Source organism: Agrococcus sp. SGAir0287, assembly GCF_005484985.1.
Lineage (GTDB): Bacteria > Actinomycetota > Actinomycetes > Actinomycetales > Microbacteriaceae > Agrococcus.
In genome coordinates this window covers 810,255-828,047 of the sequence record NZ_CP027942.1, presented here as the reverse complement: position 1 = coordinate 828,047, position 17,793 = coordinate 810,255, and the positions used below count along the sequence as shown (strand labels likewise).

The 17,793-nt window shown below is 74.4% G+C and carries 15 protein-coding genes; 6 read left to right on the top strand and 9 right to left on the bottom strand.

The window, feature by feature from the left end; all coding sequences use genetic code 11:
• The first annotated feature begins 115 nt into the window (after positions 1–115).
• The gene (locus tag C1N71_RS03810; RefSeq protein WP_137755202.1) at positions 116–757 is read left to right on the top strand and encodes a hypothetical protein; all 642 of its coding nucleotides are present in this window, start codon (positions 116–118) and stop codon (positions 755–757) included.
• A 30-nt stretch (positions 758–787) separates the two neighbouring features.
• Here the strand turns inward: C1N71_RS03810 and ahcY are convergent, their stop codons facing one another.
• The 3 genes from ahcY to C1N71_RS03795 form a co-directional block, all read right to left on the bottom strand.
• The gene (gene ahcY, locus C1N71_RS03805; RefSeq protein ID WP_137755201.1) at positions 788–2,233 is read right to left on the bottom strand and encodes an adenosylhomocysteinase; all 1,446 of its coding nucleotides are present in this window, start codon (positions 2,231–2,233) and stop codon (positions 788–790) included.
• Positions 2,234–2,477: 244 nt separating this feature from the next.
• A complete protein-coding gene (locus tag C1N71_RS03800) occupies positions 2,478–3,878 on the bottom strand; it encodes a phosphomannomutase/phosphoglucomutase (RefSeq protein WP_137755200.1) in 1,401 nt (466 codons plus the stop codon).
• 39 nt (positions 3,879–3,917) lie between these two features.
• Entirely contained in the window at positions 3,918–4,136 is a 219-nt protein-coding gene (locus C1N71_RS03795) for a DUF3499 family protein (protein ID WP_137755199.1), read from the bottom strand.
• 30 nt (positions 4,137–4,166) lie between these two features.
• Here C1N71_RS03795 and C1N71_RS03790 point away from each other — a divergent pair, with 30 nt between their 5' ends.
• The gene (locus C1N71_RS03790) at positions 4,167–4,583 is read left to right on the top strand and encodes a metallopeptidase family protein (RefSeq protein WP_254678086.1); all 417 of its coding nucleotides are present in this window, start codon (positions 4,167–4,169) and stop codon (positions 4,581–4,583) included.
• Positions 4,584–4,593: 10 nt separating this feature from the next.
• Here C1N71_RS03790 and C1N71_RS03785 read toward each other — a convergent pair whose 3' ends face one another.
• From C1N71_RS03785 to manA, 4 genes are all read right to left on the bottom strand, one after another.
• Positions 4,594–6,210: a DUF5719 family protein gene (locus C1N71_RS03785; RefSeq protein WP_137755197.1), complete on the bottom strand. Its 1,617-nt coding sequence runs from the start codon at positions 6,208–6,210 to the stop codon at positions 4,594–4,596.
• Complete coding sequence (locus tag C1N71_RS03780) at positions 6,207–8,951, bottom strand: glycosyltransferase (protein WP_137755196.1); 2,745 nt, start codon at positions 8,949–8,951, stop codon at positions 6,207–6,209. Before C1N71_RS03780 ends, C1N71_RS03785 begins: the two co-directional genes overlap by 4 nt.
• An 83-nt stretch (positions 8,952–9,034) precedes the next feature.
• Positions 9,035–9,367: a WhiB family transcriptional regulator gene (locus C1N71_RS03775; RefSeq protein WP_137755195.1), complete on the bottom strand. Its 333-nt coding sequence runs from the start codon at positions 9,365–9,367 to the stop codon at positions 9,035–9,037.
• A gap of 132 nt (positions 9,368–9,499) precedes the next feature.
• Complete coding sequence (manA, locus tag C1N71_RS03770) at positions 9,500–10,639, bottom strand: mannose-6-phosphate isomerase, class I (RefSeq protein ID WP_175414090.1); 1,140 nt, start codon at positions 10,637–10,639, stop codon at positions 9,500–9,502.
• An 80-nt stretch (positions 10,640–10,719) separates the two neighbouring features.
• Here manA and C1N71_RS03765 point away from each other — a divergent pair, with 80 nt between their 5' ends.
• The gene (locus tag C1N71_RS03765) at positions 10,720–11,895 is read left to right on the top strand and encodes an acyl-CoA dehydrogenase family protein (protein ID WP_137755193.1); all 1,176 of its coding nucleotides are present in this window, start codon (positions 10,720–10,722) and stop codon (positions 11,893–11,895) included.
• 15 nt (positions 11,896–11,910) lie between these two features.
• Here the strand turns inward: C1N71_RS03765 and C1N71_RS03760 are convergent, their stop codons facing one another.
• Positions 11,911–13,368, bottom strand: a complete 1,458-nt coding sequence (locus C1N71_RS03760; protein ID WP_137755192.1) for a glycosyltransferase family 39 protein — start codon at positions 13,366–13,368, stop codon at positions 11,911–11,913.
• Between the two features lie 67 nt (positions 13,369–13,435).
• Positions 13,436–14,176, bottom strand: a complete 741-nt coding sequence (locus C1N71_RS03755) for a polyprenol monophosphomannose synthase (protein WP_441297164.1) — start codon at positions 14,174–14,176, stop codon at positions 13,436–13,438.
• A 139-nt stretch (positions 14,177–14,315) separates the two neighbouring features.
• On the opposite strand from C1N71_RS03755, the gene C1N71_RS03750 reads away from it, so the two are divergent.
• Genes C1N71_RS03750 through C1N71_RS03740 form a run of 3 tightly spaced genes read left to right on the top strand, consistent with a single transcriptional unit; the run spans position 14,316 to position 17,782 of the window.
• A complete protein-coding gene (locus C1N71_RS03750) occupies positions 14,316–15,584 on the top strand; it encodes an O-antigen ligase family protein (protein ID WP_175414089.1) in 1,269 nt (422 codons plus the stop codon).
• Positions 15,581–16,861, top strand: coding sequence for an O-antigen ligase family protein (locus C1N71_RS03745; RefSeq protein ID WP_137755189.1), 1,281 nt, complete (start codon positions 15,581–15,583; stop codon positions 16,859–16,861). The genes C1N71_RS03750 and C1N71_RS03745 overlap by 4 nt, the downstream gene beginning before the upstream one ends.
• 54 nt (positions 16,862–16,915) lie before the next feature.
• On the top strand, positions 16,916–17,782 hold the full coding sequence (locus C1N71_RS03740) for an NAD-dependent epimerase/dehydratase family protein (protein WP_137755188.1): 867 nt from the start codon (positions 16,916–16,918) through the stop codon (positions 17,780–17,782).
• The last annotated feature ends 11 nt before the right edge of the window (positions 17,783–17,793 follow it).

Below are 17,793 nucleotides of genomic sequence, written 5' to 3'. Positions count from 1 at the left end.
ACGAGATGCGCGCGGGCGCAAGGTCGAGGGTGCATCGCGCTCGATGCGCCGCTCGGGATCATCTCCTGCGCGGTCCCGTGAGCCAGCGCCCGGCCGAGGCTGGGATGCTCGAGGCGTGGACCGCCCTGCGTTCGTCGCCCGCGCCTCCTGGCGTCGCATCTTCGCCTCGTGGCTCGGGCTCGCGCTCGCGGTCGCGGGCATGGCGATCTTCGCGGTCGGCGCGCTCATCGGCCCGGTGGGCGCCGCGCTGGCGCTCCTCGCCATCGGCGTCCCGGCGTGGCAGTGGCAGGCGCTGCGGCGACGCCGCATCGAGGTCGACCTTCCCGGTGCAGGAGCCATGCTGCGCCTCGGCCGCGACGCGGCGGCGACGACGGTGCCGCTCGACGCCATCGCGGGCGGCATCGTCCATCGCACGCCGGGCGCGACGTCCCGTGGCATCCGCGTGGGCGCGGACGTCGAGCGCTGGCTCGTCGTCGGTCAGGACGGCCGCATCCTCGCGCGCCTCGACGGACGCGGCTTCGCCGAGGCCGACCTCGAGACGGCACGCGAGCGCATCGGCGGCGTCTGGATGTCCGCGGCCCGTGCGCGGCAGCTCGGCGTCCTGCCTGCGGACGCGCCGTGGCACATGCGCCGACCGCGCCTCGCCGTGACGCTCGCGCTGGCCGCGGTCGTCGGCACGGCGCTCGTGCTGCTCGTGGTGTTCGTCGTGCTCGCGGAGCTGGGCCGCGCGGCGTTCCTCTGGCCGTGGTGGGCGTAGGGACGACGTCGGCTCGTCGTCCCTGCGCCCTCAGTACCGGTAGTGGTCCGGCTTGAACGGGCCCGCGACGGGCACGCCGATGTAGCGCGCCTGGCGGTCGGTGAGCGTCGTCAGCCGCACGCCGAGCGCGTCGAGGTGGAGGCGGGCGACCTCCTCGTCGAGCACCTTCGGCAGCACGTGCACGTCGGTCGTGTACTCGCTCGCGCGCTGCGCGAGCTCGATCTGCGCGAGCACCTGGTTCGAGAAGGAGTTCGACATGACGAACGAGGGATGCCCCGTCGCGTTGCCGAGGTTCATGAGGCGCCCCTCGGAGAGCACGAGGATCGAGCGGCCCGTCGGCAGTCGCCACTCGTGCACCTGCGGCTTGATCTCGATGCGCTCGGCACCCGTCCTCGCGAGGCCCGCGACGTCGATCTCGTTGTCGAAGTGCCCGACGTTCGCGACGATCGCGAGGTGCTTCATGCCGAGCATGTGATCGGTCGTGATGACGTGCTCGTTGCCCGTCGTCGTGACCCAGATGTCGACCTCGTCGAGCACGTCCTCGACGCGTGCGACCTGGTACCCGTCCATCGCCGCCTGCAGCGCGCAGATCGGGTCGACCTCGGACACGATGACCCGCGCGCCCTGGCCGCGCAGCGACTCCGCAGCACCCTTGCCGACGTCGCCGTAGCCGACGACGAACGCGACCTTGCCGCCGATGAGCACGTCGGTGGCGCGGTTCAAGCCGTCGGGCAGCGAGTGCCGGATGCCGTAGCGGTTGTCGAACTTCGACTTCGTGACGGCGTCGTTCACGTTGATCGCCGGGAACAGCAGCTGGCCCTCGCGCGCGAGCTCGTAGAGGCGGTGCACGCCCGTCGTCGTCTCCTCGGTGACGCCGAGCAGGCCGTCGGCGATGCGCGTCCAGTACCGGCCGTCGGCCGAGATCGACGCCGTCAGCACCGCGTCGACGACGCGCTCCTCCTCGCTCGCGTCGTCGGGCGTGACGGGCAGGCGCCCCTCCTGCTCGAGCGCGCGGCCGCGATGCACGAGCAGCGTGGCGTCGCCGCCGTCGTCGAGGATGAGCGTCGGGCCCTCCGCGAAGGCGAAGATCTGCTGCGTGCAGGCCCAGTACTCCTCGAGGGTCTCGCCCTTCCACGCGAAGACGGGCACGCCGGCGGGCTCGTCGACCGTGCCCGTCGGGCCGACGACGACCGCGGCGGCCGCCTCGTCCTGCGTGGAGAAGATGTTGCACGACGCCCAGCGCACGTCGGCGCCGAGCGCGACGAGCGTCTCGATGAGCACGGCGGTCTGCACGGTCATGTGCAGGGAGCCTGCGATGCGCTGGCCCGCGAGGGGCTGCTCGGCGGCGTAGCGCTCGCGGAGCGCCATGAGGCCGGGCATCTCGTGCTCGGCGAGGCGGATCTGGTGGCGTCCGGCGTCCGCGAGCGCGAGGTCGCGCACCTGGAAGTCGAGTCGGCTGGCTGCATCCACGGTCATGCCTTCATCCTCCCACCCGGCGCGCGGGCGAGGCGACGGGTGGCGAGACGCGTCAGGCGCGGATGATCGCCAGCGCAGCGTCCCGGATGCGGTCGGCGGACCGCAGCACGCCGCACGCCCCGAGCCGTCCGCGTGCGAGCCGGCGGACGACGCGGACCCTCGGATCATCAGGATGCGACCAGCACACCCGTTCCGCGGCGCGCGTCGGGCAGCATCCGGGCGCCACGCCGACCCTCACGACGACTCAGGCGCGGATGATTGCGAGCGCGGCGTCCCGGATGCGTTCCATGGTCCCAGCATCCTCCGCCTCGACGTTGAGGCGCAGCAGCGGCTCGGTGTTCGACGGGCGCACGGACAGCCACCACGACCCGTCGTGGGCGGTGAGGAACAGGCCGTCGAGGTCGTCGAGCACGCCGTCGTGCGCGAACGCCTCGACGATGCGCGCGTAGGCGGCGGGCACGTCGTGCACGGTCGAGTTGATCTCGCCGGATGCGTGGTACGGCGTGAAGCGGGCGGCGAGCGAGGACATCGGCTCGTCGGACGCGCCGAGCTGCGCGAGCACGTGCAGCGCCGCGAGCATGCCGTTGTCGGCGCCGAAGAAGTCGCGGAAGTAGTAGTGCGCGCTGTGCTCGCCGCCGAAGACCGCGTTCGTGCGCGCCATCTCGGCCTTGATGAGCGAGTGGCCGACGCGCGTGCGCACGGGCGTGGCGCCGGCGGCGACGATGGTCTCGGGCACGATGCGCGACGAGATGAGGTTGTGCAGCACGACGACGTCCGTCTCCCCCTCAGCCTGCACCCGACGCACCTCGCGCAGGGCGACGATCGCCGAGATCGCCGACGGCGACACGGCGGCGCCGTGCTCGTCGACGACGAAGCACCGGTCGGCGTCGCCGTCGAAGGCGAGCCCGAGGTCGGCGTCGTGCTGCACGACCGCGGCCTGCAGGTCGACGAGGTTCTTCGGCTCGAGGGGGTTCGCCTCGTGGTTCGGGAAGGTGCCGTCGAGCTCGAAGTACATGGGCACGACCTCGATGGGCAGCGCGGGAAGCCCTGCGGCGGTGCCGAGCACGGCGGGGACCGTGAGCCCGCCCATGCCGTTCGCGGCGTCGACGACGACCTTCAGCGGTCGGCTGCGGGAGAGGTCGACGAGCGAGCGCAGGAGGCTCGCGTAGTCGGCGAGGACGTCGCGGTCGACGACCGTCCCGCGCTCGACCGCATCCGGGATGCCGGACGCGAGGTAGCCGGCTGCGCGGTCGCGGATCGCCGCGAGCCCCGTGTCGAGGCTCATGGCCTGCGCGCCGGCGCGCGAGAGCTTCATGCCGTTGTACGCCGCGGGGTTGTGGGATGCGGTGAACATGATCGCGGGCGCGTCGAGGCTGCCCGAGGCGAAGTACGACTCGTCGGTCGAGCACAGCCCGATGCGCACGACGTCGCCGCCGCGCGCGACGACGCCCTCGGCGGCGGCGGCGGCGAGCTCGGGCGACGAGGGACGCATGTCGTGGCCGATGACCACGGGAGCGGACGCGCCCACCTCGTCGAGGAAGGCGGCGCCGAGCGCTCGCACGACGTCAGGGGTGAGCTGGCCGTCGACGAGCCCGCGCACGTCGTAGGCCTTGACGATCGTGGCGAGGACGTCGGCGTCGGTCATGGTCGGTCCAATCGGTGTCGGGTCGGGCCGTCGCGGCGCTCAGGCGTCCGTGCGCCCGGCGTCGGCGCGGTGCTGCACGATCGTCCATCCGGCCGGCGGCTGGATGCGCGCGGCGTGCACGTCGCAGAGGTCGTAGCCGCCCTCCTGCCTCGCGTCGAGCAGCGGGCCGATCGCCATCATGCGGTCGTCGTAGTCGTACGTGAGCGTGCGGTCGGCGTAGTTGCGGCACGTGGGCCTCGAGCACAGCCTGCCGTCCATCGCGCCCAGGCTACTCGTACGATGGGGAGCATGCCCCGTGCACGCACCCGACGACGGCACGACCGGGGTCCCAGGTCCTCGCTGGCCGGGCCGGTGCTGCCGCTGCTCGAGTCGCGCGAGACGCGGTTCGAGGACACGGTCGCGGACGCCGCGGAGTACCTGCTGGGGCTGTGGCCCGACGAGCTCGCCGGTGCGCGCTTCCGCTGGTCGGACATGCCGCCGTCCGAGCTCGCGCCGACGGCCACCGAGGTGCCGCAGTGGTGGGTCGACCATCACGAGCGCACGATCACGGTCTTCCGCCTGCCCATCCAGCGGCTCGTGCAGCTGCACGTCGACGACGACTGGCATCGGCGCGTCGCGATCGAGTCGTGCGTCTTCCGCGCGGCCGCCGAGCTCATCGGTCGCGAGCCGTGGGAGATCGCGCCGGACCGCTACCGGCATCACTGACGAGGCGGCGTCAGAGCACGACGTCGATGCTCGATCGCACCGCGATCGGCGGCGTGATGGCGTAGCCGGCGATGCCGGAGCCTCCCGCGTACGAGACGGCGGCGACGACCTGCGAGCCCTCGATCGTCGTCGTCCCGGCCGCGAGCGGCACGGAGCGGATGCCGCCGGGCACGAGCCCCACCTCCGTCTCACCCACGCGCACGGTGGTCGGCTCGTCGGCGAGGGAGAGCAGGTGGAGCGTCGGAGACTCGCCGGGCGCCACGGCGACGGCCGTCGCGCCGTCGAGCGCCTCCGTCTGCCCCTGCACCCAGTCGAGGTCCACGGCGTCGCCGTCGACGCGGATCGCGCGCGCAGCGGCGACCACGGGCACGTCGGAGGCGATCCTGAACGCGTACGTGCCGGGCGCGAGCCCCGAGAGGTCGACCTCGGCGACGCTGCCGCCGACGAGGTCGAGGGTCGAGTCGATGGGCTCCTCGCCCGCGGCGATCGTCGTGATGGTGACGCGCGTCGACTCCTGGGCGAGCAGGCGCAGGGCCGGCGCGGCGTCGGCGAAGCCCTCCTGCGTCTGCAGGCCCGTCGCCTCCCCGATCGTGACGGCGGGGATCGCGACGTCCGTGCCCGCGTGGGACGGGTCGACGATCTCGACGCCGCCCGGATCGAGCGTGCGCACGACGCGGTGCTGGAGGTGCGCGACGACGGGCCCGCCGGTCGTCGCGACCTGCACGACGGGCGATACGAGCCCGGGGGCCAGGGCCGCGAGGTCGACGAGCACGACGCTACCCGCCCCGACGGCGATGCCGGTGCTGCCGACGGCGTCGACGCGACCGTCGGGGCCATGGACGGCGAGGTCGACGGACGTCGGGGTCGTGCCGGGGTTCGCGATCGTGAGGACGCTGCTGCGCCCCGTCGTCGTGGAGCCGCCGACGAGCCACTGCGACGTCGCCGGCTGGCCGCACTCGCTCGCGGCGGCACCGCGTGCGACGTCGCTCGCCACCGTGAGCCACTCGGCGCCGGCGAGGTCGGTGCCTCGCAGCACCTCGGGCGCCGCGTCGACGCCCGCGACGGCGAGGGGCTCCCGCTCGCTGGCCGACGCCTCGAGCCGATCGTCGGCGAGCACCTCGATCGCCGCGGCGTCGCCGCTGGCGTCGCCGATGCCGATGAGCGGTCCCGCGCACACGCGGGTCTCCTCGGGGGCGTCGGGGGCGACGGTCGCCGTGCGCGGGTCGGCCTCCACGCTCGGCAGCGTCGGCGCGGCGAGCACGCCGAGCACGCCGACCGCGATCGTCGCGGCCCCCGCTGTGGCGCGCAGCGCCCAGAGCCCGGGCCTGCGCCGCTCGCGAGCCCGCTCCCGCTCCGCCGCCTCGTTGGCCGCCGCCTCCCGATCCGTAGCCACGACGTCGGTGGCGAGGTCGACGTCCGCGTCGCCGTCACGAGCCGGGGGCTCGCGGGACGCGTCGACGTCGTCGAGCGGGGCGCCGGGGTCGGCGTCGCCGGCCTCGACACGAGTCGCGTCGACGGTCGGAGCCGACGCGTCCGGCGCCTCGGGTCGCGGCGCGTCCGCGTCGTCCGGCGCGGTGGCTGGCTGCACGTCGTCGCGCTCGTCGGAGCCGCTGCGGTCGTCGCTCATGCCCAGTCCTTCACGATCTTCGCCCGACGCGACCGCACGCGTGCGCCGCGCCGCGCCGACGGCAGCGCGAGGACGATCGCGATGCCGAGGGCGAGCAGCTGCCCGGCCAGCAGGAGCGCGGCCCACGTCGACGGCGCCGCCGCGGGCTCGACGACGACGTCGCGCTGCCAGAGCACGCCGAACGTCGTCTCCCCGATCGTCTCGAGCCCGTCGCGCTCGGAGAGGCTCGACTCGACGACGTCGCCGAGGGAGGCGTCGCCGTCGGCGAGCAGGACGTAGCGGACCGACCAGTCGTCGAGGCGTCCGTCGACGTCGCCGCCGCCCGCGACGAGGTTCGCGGCGACCGTGGCGAGGGCCTCGTCCTGCGGTCCGACGGGCGCGGTCGCGACGAGGGTGGAGGCGTCGGTGAGCGTGGAGCCCGCTCCGCGCTCGATGCGCGCGGCGATCGTGCCGTCGTCGAGGGGCGCGAGCACCAGGGTGCCGACGTCGGCGTCCGCGTCGGCGACGACGAAGGCGGGCAGCGCGCGCTCGGGCGCCGCCTCGAGCGCGGGGGCGAGCATGCCGAGCACGACGGCGGGCGCGGCCCCGAGCGCGGCGACGAGGGTCACGAGGGAGATCGGGATGCCGGCGCGCGCCTCGAGCGCGTCGACCGCGCGCGTCGCCGCGACGAGCAGCCCCAGCAGCATGAGGCTCACGCCCGAGCCCGCCCACACCGTCACGACCTCGGTGCCGGTCGAGGCGACGGCGACGTGCGTCTGCCCGATCGCCGTCGCCAGGCCGAGCGCGGCGATCCCGATGCCCACGAGCGCGCGCAGGCGCAGGATCGGGCCGAGCACGGCGAGCACGAGCAGCGGCGCCGCGAGCGCGATCGCGAGCCAGCGCGCCTCGAAGCCGAGCGCGTCTGCGACGAGCCCGACGCCGCCGAGGTCGCCCTCCGGCATGCCCAGCAGGAGCTGCAGCGGCGTCGCCGGCGGGCTCGCGAGCGGCACGCCGGGATCGGCGAGGGCGTGCAGCGGCGTGCCTGCGAGCCACTGCGTCACGACCGTCGGGCCGACGAGCAGCAGCGCGGGCACGGCGGCGAGGAGCACGCGCGGCGATCGCCACGACGCCGCCGCGACGCCGAGGACGCCGACGAGCAGCGCGGGCAGCAGCGACGGCGCGCCTGCGGCGACGGCCGCGAGTGCGAGGGCGGCGCCTCCGGTCGCGCGCCAGGATGCCGACGCGCGCAGCGCGCACCCGGCGGCGACCGGCAGCAGCACGTGGGCCACCACGGCACCGAGTCGACCCTCGTGCACCGCGAGCAGGAGCGCGGGCGCGAACGCCCACGCGGCGGCACCCGCCGTCGGCATCCATCGGCTCGTCGTGCACGACCGCACGAACCACCAGGCGGCGATCGCCGCGAGGGGCGCGGCGAGCACGAGCACGAGCACGACGATCACGCTCGCGGACGGCATCCACGGCGCGAGCGTGCCGAGGGCTGCGACGAGGATCGCGAAGCCGTCGGCGGGGCCGACGACGTCGCCGACGCCGTCTCGCACGCCCCACGTCGCATCCGCCCACAGCCCGCCGACCGTGGCGTCGAGCGGGAGGAGGGCGCCGCCCGTCAGGGCACCGGCGCCGATGAGCGGCGCGAGCACGAGCACGCCGACGACGGCTGCGAGCGCAGCGACCCAGAGGCCCGCGCCCTCGACGAAGCCGACGCGCTCGTCGACGACGCGGGCGTTGTGGTCGACGTCGTCGCCGACGCGCTGACGGTGCTCGCGCAGCGCGCGCCACGACACGCGCAGCGGTCGCAGGTCGCGCCAGCGCGCCACGCGCGTCCGTCGGATGCGGCGCCGCGCGCGGGCGACGCGACCGAGCCGCACGGCCGCGGCCGCGGCAGCGGCCCACTCGGCCGGGATGCTGCCCGGCCGCTTGGCCAGCACGTGGCCGATGGATCGCACGAGCGCGAGCGGGAGCAGCGCGAGCCAGTGCAGGGGCACGAGCACCGCGGCCGCGTACGCGAGCCGCCGATGCAGCTGCGCGGCACGCCCGATGCGCGTGCGTCTGGCGTCGGAGACGTGCCGCAGCCGGAAGTGCTCGGGACCGCCGGCGCGCCGCACGCGTGCCGCGGGCTGCAGCGCGACCCGATGGCCGGCCAGTCGCGCGCGGACGCCGAGGTCGAGCCCCGCGTCGACGCTCGGCAGCGCGGGGTCGAGGCCGCCGAGCGCTTCGAGCACGTCGCGCCGCACGAGCACGCCGGACTCGGCCACGCCGAGCGCATCGGAGTCCCCGTCGTGCTGGCCCTGGTCGAGCTCGCCGTCGTGCAGACGCACGCTGCGGCCGAGGGGCGTCATCGTCTGGCCGTACTCCGCGAACGTATCGGGCTCCGCCGCGCGCATGACCTTCGGTCCGACGACGGCGACCGACGGGCTCGTCTCGACGGTCGCGAGCAGCATCTCGAGCGCGCGGTCATGCGGCACGGCGTCGTGCGCGAGGAACCAGAGCCAGTCGCCCTCCTCGGCCGCCGGCAGCGACGCGACCCCGGCCCGGATCGCGTCGACGTACGACGCGGTCGAGGGTGCGTCGACGAGCGCGACGTCGGCGCCGTCGAGCAGTCGACGCGATGCGTCCGTGCTGCGCGCGTCGACGGCGACGACGCGCTCGGGCGCCACGGACTGCGCCGCGATCGCCTCGAGCGTCCGCTGCAGGTAGTCGGCGCCGTTCCGGACGGCGAGCACGACGAGGACACGCTGACGCACCCGGCAAGGCTAGGCACCCGCGCGGCGCTTCGGGCACAACCGCGTCGGTGCGGCGCGAAGTCGCGTCCGCGCGGCGCTCGCGGTCAGGCGGAGCGGCGGAGCCTGCGGCGCTCGCGCTCGGAGAGCCCGCCCCAGATGCCGAAGCGCTCGTCGTTGCGCAGCGCGTAGTCGAGGCACTGCGCACGCACGTCGCAGCCCTCGCAGATGCGCTTCGCGTCGCGCGTCGACCCGCCCTTCTCGGGGAAGAAGGCCTCGGGATCGGTCTGCGCGCACAGGGCGTCGGCCTGCCACGCCAGCTGGCCGTCGTCGTCGACGTCGACGGAGGCGGTCCGACGGAGCGGAGATCCGGGAACCCCCAGCTGGACGGGGTCGACGTACCAGTCCTCGGGAACGCTGCGGCGGTTCGAGTCGCGCATGCGGTGCTCCTTGATCCCCTGATGACGCCGCTCGGCCTGCGGCGCGCTTGGGCAATTACACCGTTGTGATTCCCCCCGCGTCAAGTCGCGGACCTTACAACTCGCTGGATGATATGCGCGGATGCGCGGCGCTCACGGCGTGTCGAGGGTCTCCAGCGCCAGCCAGGCGTCGGGCGTGTCGACGCGGATGCCATCGGGACTCGATGCGAAGGCCGCCTCGCCGCGTGCCAGGTCGAGCCGCTCCCCCGCGACCTCGACGCTCGTCGGCGCGGCGGCGAGCACGATCGCGCAGGCGGCAGGGCCGGCCTCGTGAGATCCGACGACGTGGCGCAGCTCGAACGGCGCCGCGGGTCGGTACGCGATGGCGCCCTCGAGCGGCTCGGGCCGCATGCGGGGATCCTCGACGGGCGCGACGTCGACGATGCGCAGCAGCTCGTCGCGGTCGACGTGCTTGGGCGTGAGACCGCCGCGCAGCACGTTGTCGCTCGCCTCCATGAGCTCGATCCCGAGGCCCGAGAGGTAGGCGTGCAGGTTGCCGGCCGGCAGGAAGACGCCCTCGCCGGGCGCGAGCGAGACGCGATGCAGCATGAGCGCCGTCGCGATGCCCGCGTCGTCCGGGTAGTCGGCGTGCAAGCGTGCGACCGTGTCGACGGCGGCGGCGTGCTCGGCGCCGAGCCGCGGCGCCGCGGCGACGACCCCCGCCACGACGGCGTCGACGTCGTCGCCGCCCGCGAGCAGCCAGGCGAGCGCCTCCCGCGTCGAGCTGCGGACCACCGACGCGTAGGGGGCGACGCGGTCGTCGAGCGCGGCGAGCGCGTCGAGCACGGCCAGGGTGCGAGCGGTCGGCTGGAAGCCCGACAGCGCCTCGAACGGCGTGACGGCCACGATGAGCTCGGGCTTCGATCGCGGGTCCTTGTAGGAGCGGTGGGCGGCGCCGAGCGGCACGCCCGCAGCCTCCTCCGCGGCGAACCCCGCTCGCGCCTGCGCCGTCGACGGATGCACCTGCAGCGAGAGCGCGTGCGCCGCGGCGAGCACCTTGAGCAGGATGCCCGGCTGCGCAGCGCCCGCCTCCGCGAGCGCCGCGTCGAGCGGCGTGCCGTCGTCGAGGCGCGCGGGCCAGGCCGGGTGCGCGCCGAGCCACAGCTCGGCCTCCGGGCCTCCCGACGGCGCTCGTCCGAGGTAGTCGGCGACGAGCGTCTCGCTGCCCCATGCGTAGTCGCGCACGTCGTTGGCGATGCGCGCCAAGCGGACGGTCGGCGTGCCCTCGCTCATGGTGAGCGACGCTACAACACGCATGCGGCGCACGGGCGTCGTGCATAGGCTGCCATCCGATCGTGCGTCGAAGGAGCCCCATGACCCTCACCCCGCTGCCCAGCGACTTCTATCGTCTGGAGTCGCAGCTCACCGAGCGCGAGCAGGAGGCGATCGCAGTGCTGCGCGAGGCCATGGAGCCCATGCGCGACGTCATCGACGAGCACTGGCACCGCGACGAGTTCCCCATGGACGTCATCCCCGCCATCGCGGCGACGGGCGTGCTCGGGCACTCGTGGGAGGAGACGCAGACCTTCCCCGCCTCGGCCGTCTACCGCGGCTGGGCGGCGCTCGAGATGGCGCGCGTCGACGCGTCGCTGTCGACGTTCGTCGGCGTGCAGAACGGACTCGCCGCCGGCTCGATCGGCGCGTGCGGCTCGCCCGAGCAGCGCGCCGAGTGGCTGCCGCGCCTCGCCTCGGGCGAGGTCCTCGGCGCCTTCGGCCTCACCGAGCCGCTCTCCGGGTCCGACGCCGCACGCGGCCTGCGCACGAGCGCGCGTCGCGAGGGCGACGAGTGGGTGCTCGACGGCGCGAAGCGATGGATCGGCAACGCGACGTTCGCCGACGTCGTCATCGTCTGGGCGAAGGACGTCGCCGACGGGCAGGTGAAGGGATTCATCGTGCCCACGACGACGCCCGGCTTCCAGGCGACGAAGATCGAGCGCAAGATCGCGCTGCGGATGGTGCAGAACGCCGACATCGTGCTGGACGGCGTGCGCGTTCCCGAGTCGCTGCGGCTGCAGCGCGCGGAGTCGTTCCGCGACACCGCGCGCGTGCTGCGCCTCACGCGGGCGGAGGTCGCGTGGGCGGCGGTCGGCGTCATGGCCGGCGCCTACGAGGCGGCCGTGCGCTACACGAGCGAGCGGGAGCAGTTCGGCGAGCCCATCGCCGGGCACCAGCTCGTGCAGGACCTGCTGGCGAAGTCGCTCGGCGCCATCACGGCGTCCATCGCGCTGTGCGTGCAGGTGTCGCGCATGCAGGACGAGGACCGCCAGGACGACGCGCACTCGGCGCTCGCGAAGGCCTACGCCACGGCGCGGATGCGCGAGGTCGTCGCGTGGTGCCGCGAGGTGTGCGGCGGCAACGGCATCGTGACCGACCACGACGTCGCCCGCTTCTTCGCCGACGCCGAGGCGCTCTACTCGTACGAGGGCACGTTCCAGATGAACCAGCTCATCGTGGGACGCGCGATCACGGGACGGGCTGCGTTCGTCTGACCCGACGCACGAGCGTCAGCCGCCGGCGACGGCGAAGCCATCCTCGGTCACGACGAGCTCGCCGCCCAGGTCGCATACGAGCCAGCCCTCGACGACCTGCAGCCCGCCGACGCACGTGTCGGGATCGTCGAGGAACGCGAGCAGTGCGGGATCGGGCGTCGTTCGCTGGTCGTCGCCGACGATGACGGCGGTGATGCCCTGCGCGGACGGATCGCCGACGACGGTCACGCCCTCCTGGGCGCGCGCGTTCCAGCCGTCGTGCCCCGGCACGTAGACGACGGGCTCGGCGTCGAGCTCGAGCAACGTCTCGACGGCGAGGTCGACCGCGTCGCGCTCGGTGAGCGCGACGCGGACGAACGACGCCGTCCCGCTCCACGCCGCGCCGATCCCGACGACGACGGCGGCGGCGGCCGCGCCGATCCGTCGCGGCGTCCACGACGTCGCGACGCGCACGCGACGCACGAGCTCGACCAGCCCGACCCCGGCGAGCGCGGTCGGCATCCAGATCCAGCCGAGCAGGTACTGCGGCAGCGCGACGGGCGACGCGGACAGGGCGACGATGGAGAGCGCGGTCGCGGTCGTCAGGGTCGCGACGAGCGCGCGCGCCGGGCGCGCGAGCCAGGCGGTCGCGGCTCCCAGCACGATGCCGATGGAGGGCACGATGCCGGTGCCGTCGAGGGCGAAGCGCAAGGTCGCCCACCACGGCGCGGCGGCGTGCACGACGCCGTCGATGCGCACGGCATGGCCACCCTGCGCGTGCGCGAGCTGGTAGTCGGCCATCGCCTGCACCGCGGCGACGCCGCCGAAGGGCACGAGGACCGCCGCGGCGAGCGCGATGCCCGCCGCAGCGAACAGCCCGATGCCGACGAGCGCGCGACGCGCTCCCGGTCGACCCGGACCGACGAGGAGGACGAGGAAGGCAGGGACGAGGACGAGCGCCGAGACCTTGCAGAGGCACGCGGCCGCCATCGCCGCGCCCGAGGCCGCGAGCCAGCCGGCGCCGCCGCCGCGCCGCCAGCGCCAGGCGAACGCGAACGCCCAGGCGCTGCCGAGCACGACGAACGCCTCGAGCGTCACGAGCCGATCGATCCGATCGCCGTGCACGGTGTGATCGGCGACGAGGACCACGACGGCCGGCACGATCGCGGCGCGCGCGCCGAGCTCGCCGCGCAGCATCCACCAGATCGCCGAGGCGGTGCCGAGCGCCATCGCCGCGACGAGGAGCCTGCCTGCGACCGCGCCCTCGAAGACCAGCGACTGCCAGGCTCCCAGCACGAGCTTCGCGAGCGGCGGATGCTCGGGGTTGGGCGAGAGGTCGCCGCGCATGTACGCGAGCCCGGCCTCCAGGTAGGTGTGCTCGTCGCCGCCGACGCTCTGCGCGTCGATGCGCCCGACGAGGATGAACGCGATCGCTACGGCGCCGAGGACGCTCGCCACGATCGCCGTGGCGCGTCCGACGCCCCTCGCCTGCACGCCGCTCCTCCCGGCCCCACCCTCGCGATGGGCGCCGCATCGATGCTACGCGGGGCGGGTCCGCGGGTCAGAGCACTCGGGAGCGCCTGCGAGCGCGGGCGAGCCGACGGCCCAGGCCCCACCCGGTGACCTTCACGAGCGCCTCGAGCACGATGGAGCCCGACATCTTCGAGACGCCTGCGGCGCGCTCGACGAAGGCGATGGGCACCTCGACGATGCGTGCACCGACGTCGGAGGCCGCGATCGTCATCTCGATCTGGAAGGCGTAGCCGCGCGAGTCGATCGCCTCGAGATCGAGCTCGCGCAGCAGGGACGTGCGGTAGGCCCGGAACCCGGCGGTGACGTCGTGGACGGGGATGCCCAGCAGGAGGCGCGCGTACACGTTCGCACCGCGCGACAGGAGCTCGCGGCGCATCGGCCAGTCGACGACGCTGCCGCCGCGCACCCAGCGCGAGCCGATGGAGAGGTCCGCACCGCCCTCGACCTCGCGGAGCATGGCGGGCAGCGTCTCGGGCGGGTGCGAGCCATCGGCGTCCATCTCGACCACGACGTCGTAGCCGCGCGAGATCGCCTCGTGGAAGCCCGCGACGTAGGCGGCGCCGAGCCCCTGCTTCCCGGGGCGGTGCAGCACGGCGATGCGCGCGTCGTCCGCGGCCATCGCATCGGCGAGCGCGCCCGTGCCGTCCGGGCTCGCGTCGTCGAGCACGAGCACGTGGACGTCCGGGACCGCGTCGAGCAGCCGGCGCAGCGTCACGGGGAGCGACTCCCGCTCGTCGTAGGTCGGGACGAGCACGATGGTGCCAGGCACGCCCGCTCCTCTCGGTCGTCGGGTCGCCCGATCATGGCACATGCGATGCGGTGGGACATGAACGGGAGGCGTCCGGATGGTGCTTCGCAGCGGGAGCGCCTGCCGGATGGCCGCGCGCCCGCGTGCGACGATGGACGGCATGACTCCCCGGCCGGCATCGCTGCTGGCCGGCTGGGCGATCGCGCTCCTCGCCGCCGGCGACGCCGTGCGCTACACGGTGGGCTACGCCGGCTGGGCGGTGCTCTGCGGGCTCACGCTCGTCGCCGCGGTCGTCGTCCTCGTCCGAGCGCGCGCGCGACTGCGCGCGACGCCGGTCGCGCTCGCGATGCTGCTCGCCCTCATGCTGCTCTCCGCGATCTGGGCGGTCGCGCCGCTCGCGACGCTGCTCGGGGCGACGCTGCAGGTCGCGACCGCGATCGCAGGGGTGCTGCTGGCGCAGCTCGACCTCGAGCGCCTGCTGCGCCTGGCGCATGCCGTGCTCCAGGGCATCCTCGTCGTCTCGATCGTCTTCGAGCTCGCCGTCGCGCTGCTGGTCGGCGGTCGCCTGTACCCGCTCGTGCCGATGCCCGGCGTCGAGTCCTACGGACCCGACTCGCCCGCCGCGTTCGCATGGTCGCGCGGCCTGCTGCTCGAGGGCGGCCGCATCCAGGGCATCGTCGGCAACGCCAACCTGCTGGCGATGCTCGCGCTGCTCGCGCTCGTGCTCGCCGGCTGCCTCGCCGCGTCGCGCAGGCTGCGCGCGTGGCCGGCATGGGTGGCCCTGCCGCTCGTCACGCTCGCGCTGACGCGATCGGCGACCGTCCTCGCCGCGCTCGGCGTCGTCGCCGTCGTCGCCGCGCTCGTCGTCGCCTGGCGACGGCTCCCCATGCGCGCCTTCCGCTGGACGCTCGTCGCCGTCGGCGCGCTCGCCGTCGCCGCGGTCGCGAGCGTCCTCGTCCTGCGCGACGTGCTGCTCGGGCTCGTCGGTCGCGACGGCGACCTGACGGGCCGGACCGACATCTGGGCCGCCGTCGTCGCCGAGTGGCTGCGCAGCCCCGTCGTGGGCACGGGATGGGTGGGCTACTGGCCACCGTTCGCCGCGCCGTACGACGACCTCGCGGTGCACGACGGCGTCGTGTACCTGCAGGCGCACTCCGTCGTGCTCGACGTGCTCATGCAGATCGGCGTCGTCGGCCTCCTCGCCTGGCTCGCCCTGCAGGCGACGACGCTCGTCGGAGCCGTGCGCTGGCTCCGCGACGCGTCCGCGGGCGACGCGGGCCTGCGGGCGGCGCCGCTGCTCGTGCTCGTCGCGCTCCTCGCGCAGGGGCTCGCGGAGTCGCGGCCCCTCATCGAGCTCGGCTTCGCCCTCCTCGTCGCGTTCGCCTGGCTGCTGCCGGCGCGCAGCCGCTCCCGGGCGGTCGCCGCGTGAGCCGCTTCCTCGAGGTCGCCGACCACCTGCTGGGTCAGGCGCGCTTCATCCAGGCGCTCACGGCGACGTCGATCGGGGTCGCGGTGCTCGCGCCCCTCATCGTGCGGCTGTCGGGCTGGGCGGGCCTCGCCGGCGTCCTCGCCGTGCTCGTCGTCCTCGCCGCAGGCTCGCTGTGGTCGATGCGGCTCGAGCTCGAGGTGCGCTACGTGCCGATCACGCTCGCGGCCTTCGTGGCGTACGCAGCGCTGTCGATCGTCTGGTCCCGCTACACCGGCGCGGCGGCGCTCGGCGTGCTCGAGCTCGTCGCCTTCGGCCTGCTCGGCGCCTACGTCGCGCTCACGCGGGACATCTCGCAGATCGTGCGCGCGTTCGGCGGCGTCCTGCGGCTCGTCCTGCTGGGCTCGTTCGTCATCGAGATGCTGCTCGGCATCGTGCTCGACATGCCGCTGCCGGGCCTCGGCGTGCACGGCAACCTCATCCGCCTCGGCCCCGTGCAGGGCCTCATGGGGCGCGCCGAGCTCATGGGCATCGTCGCCGTGCTCGCGCTCGTGACGTTCGTCGTCGAGCTGCGGATGCGGTCGATGCCGCTGTGGCCGGGGCTCGCGTGGGTCGCCGGAGCCGTCGCGGCGCTGCTCCTCAGCCGCTCGTCGACGGCGCTCGTCCTCGCGCTCGTCGCCGTCGCAGCCTACGGCGCGCTCGCATTCATCCGAGCCGCGCAGCCCGCCCTGCGCACGAGCCGCCAGGTCGCCGTCGCGCTCGTCGGCGTCGCGGTCGGCGTCGTCGTCTACGCGGCTCGCTGGCCGCTCGTCGACCTGCTGGGGGGCACCACGGAGGCCCTGTACCGCATCGACGTGTGGCGGCAGGTCCTCGCCCTGCAGCGGGTGCAGTCGCAGTGGCTCGAGGGGCGCGGATTCGTCGGCAGGTGGAACCTCGACGTCGCGCCCTACTCCGAGATCGCCAACGTGCAGTCGCGCCAGGTCGTGGACGCGTCGAGCGCCTACATCGACGCGCTCGTGCAGGTCGGGGCGCTGGGCTTCGCGATCTTCCTGCTCGCGCTCGCCGCCGCCACCGGCCGGTCGTGGCTGCTCGCGTCGCGCAAGCGGTCGGTCGTCTACGTGTGGCCAGCGGTCGTGCTCGCCGTCATGGTCGCATCCGGCTTCGCCACGAGCATCATGCTCTTCGAGCTCGGCTGGCTGCTCGTCGTCGTGTGCGCGGTGAAGGCGTCGCACCAGATCACATGGCGCTCGGCGCTCGACGTGCGCCCGCCCGCGGGCTGACGAGCGCACCGCGCGACCCCGGTAGGCTCGTGGCCGAGCCACGATGGAGGTCGCATGTCGAACGCGGAGCGCACGGTCGTCACGGGTGCCGGAGGCTACGTCGGACGGCACGTCGTGCGGGCGCTGCTCGACGACGGCGTGGCCGTGACCGCGGTCGTCCGTCCCGGCTCGAGCGCCCAGGTGGACGAGCGGGCCACGCGCCTCGAGCTCGACGTGCTCGGCGACGAGGCGGGCGTCGCCCGGCTCGGCGAGACCGGCCCGACGGCCCTCATCCACCTCGCGTGGCAGGACGGCTTCCGGCACGCGGCTCCGTCGCACATGGAGCTGCTCTCGTCGCACGTGCGCCTCCTCACGCAGGTCGCCGACTGGCCGAGCCTCGACCGGCTCGCCGTGCTCGGCACCATGCACGAGATCGGCTACGTCGAGGGCGCGATCGACGCGGACACCCCGACGAACCCCACGACCCTCTACGGCATCGCGAAGGATGCGCTGCGCCGCTGGACGCTCGCGGCGCTCGCCGGTCGCGACGACCTCTCGGTCTCGTGGCTGCGCTGCTACTACATCTACGGCGACGACGAGGGCGGCCAGTCGATCTTCGCGAAGCTGCTCGCCGCGGCCGCGGAGGGCAAGCGCACGTTCCCCTTCACGACCGGCAGGACGCTCTACGACTTCATCCCGGTCGACGAGCTCGGCAGGCAGATCGCCGCGGTCTCGGAGCAGTCGGAGATCGACGGCGTCATCAACTGCTGCACCGGCGAGCCCGAGTCGCTCGCGTCGCGCGTGACGGGCTACATCGCGGAGCACGACCTCGACATCGAGCTCGAGTACGGCGCCTTCCCCGATCGCCCGTACGACTCCCCCGGCGTGTGGGGCGACGCGACGCTCATCCGTCGCATCATGGCGGCGCACGCAGCGCGCTGACCACCCTCGCG

Coding starts and splice junctions, on each gene's coding strand:
- ahcY (WP_137755201.1), bottom strand. CDS start 2,233: ATGACCGTGGATGCAGCCAGCCGACTCGACTTCCAGGTGCGCGACCTC.
- C1N71_RS03800 (WP_137755200.1), bottom strand. CDS start 3,878: ATGACCGACGCCGACGTCCTCGCCACGATCGTCAAGGCCTACGACGTG.
- C1N71_RS03795 (WP_137755199.1), bottom strand. CDS start 4,136: ATGGACGGCAGGCTGTGCTCGAGGCCCACGTGCCGCAACTACGCCGAC.
- C1N71_RS03790 (WP_254678086.1), top strand. CDS start 4,167: ATGCCCCGTGCACGCACCCGACGACGGCACGACCGGGGTCCCAGGTCC.
- C1N71_RS03785 (WP_137755197.1), bottom strand. CDS start 6,210: ATGAGCGACGACCGCAGCGGCTCCGACGAGCGCGACGACGTGCAGCCA.
- C1N71_RS03775 (WP_137755195.1), bottom strand. CDS start 9,367: ATGCGCGACTCGAACCGCCGCAGCGTTCCCGAGGACTGGTACGTCGAC.
- manA (WP_175414090.1), bottom strand. CDS start 10,639: ATGAGCGAGGGCACGCCGACCGTCCGCTTGGCGCGCATCGCCAACGAC.
- C1N71_RS03765 (WP_137755193.1), top strand. CDS start 10,720: ATGACCCTCACCCCGCTGCCCAGCGACTTCTATCGTCTGGAGTCGCAG.
- C1N71_RS03750 (WP_175414089.1), top strand. CDS start 14,316: ATGACTCCCCGGCCGGCATCGCTGCTGGCCGGCTGGGCGATCGCGCTC.
- C1N71_RS03740 (WP_137755188.1), top strand. CDS start 16,916: ATGTCGAACGCGGAGCGCACGGTCGTCACGGGTGCCGGAGGCTACGTC.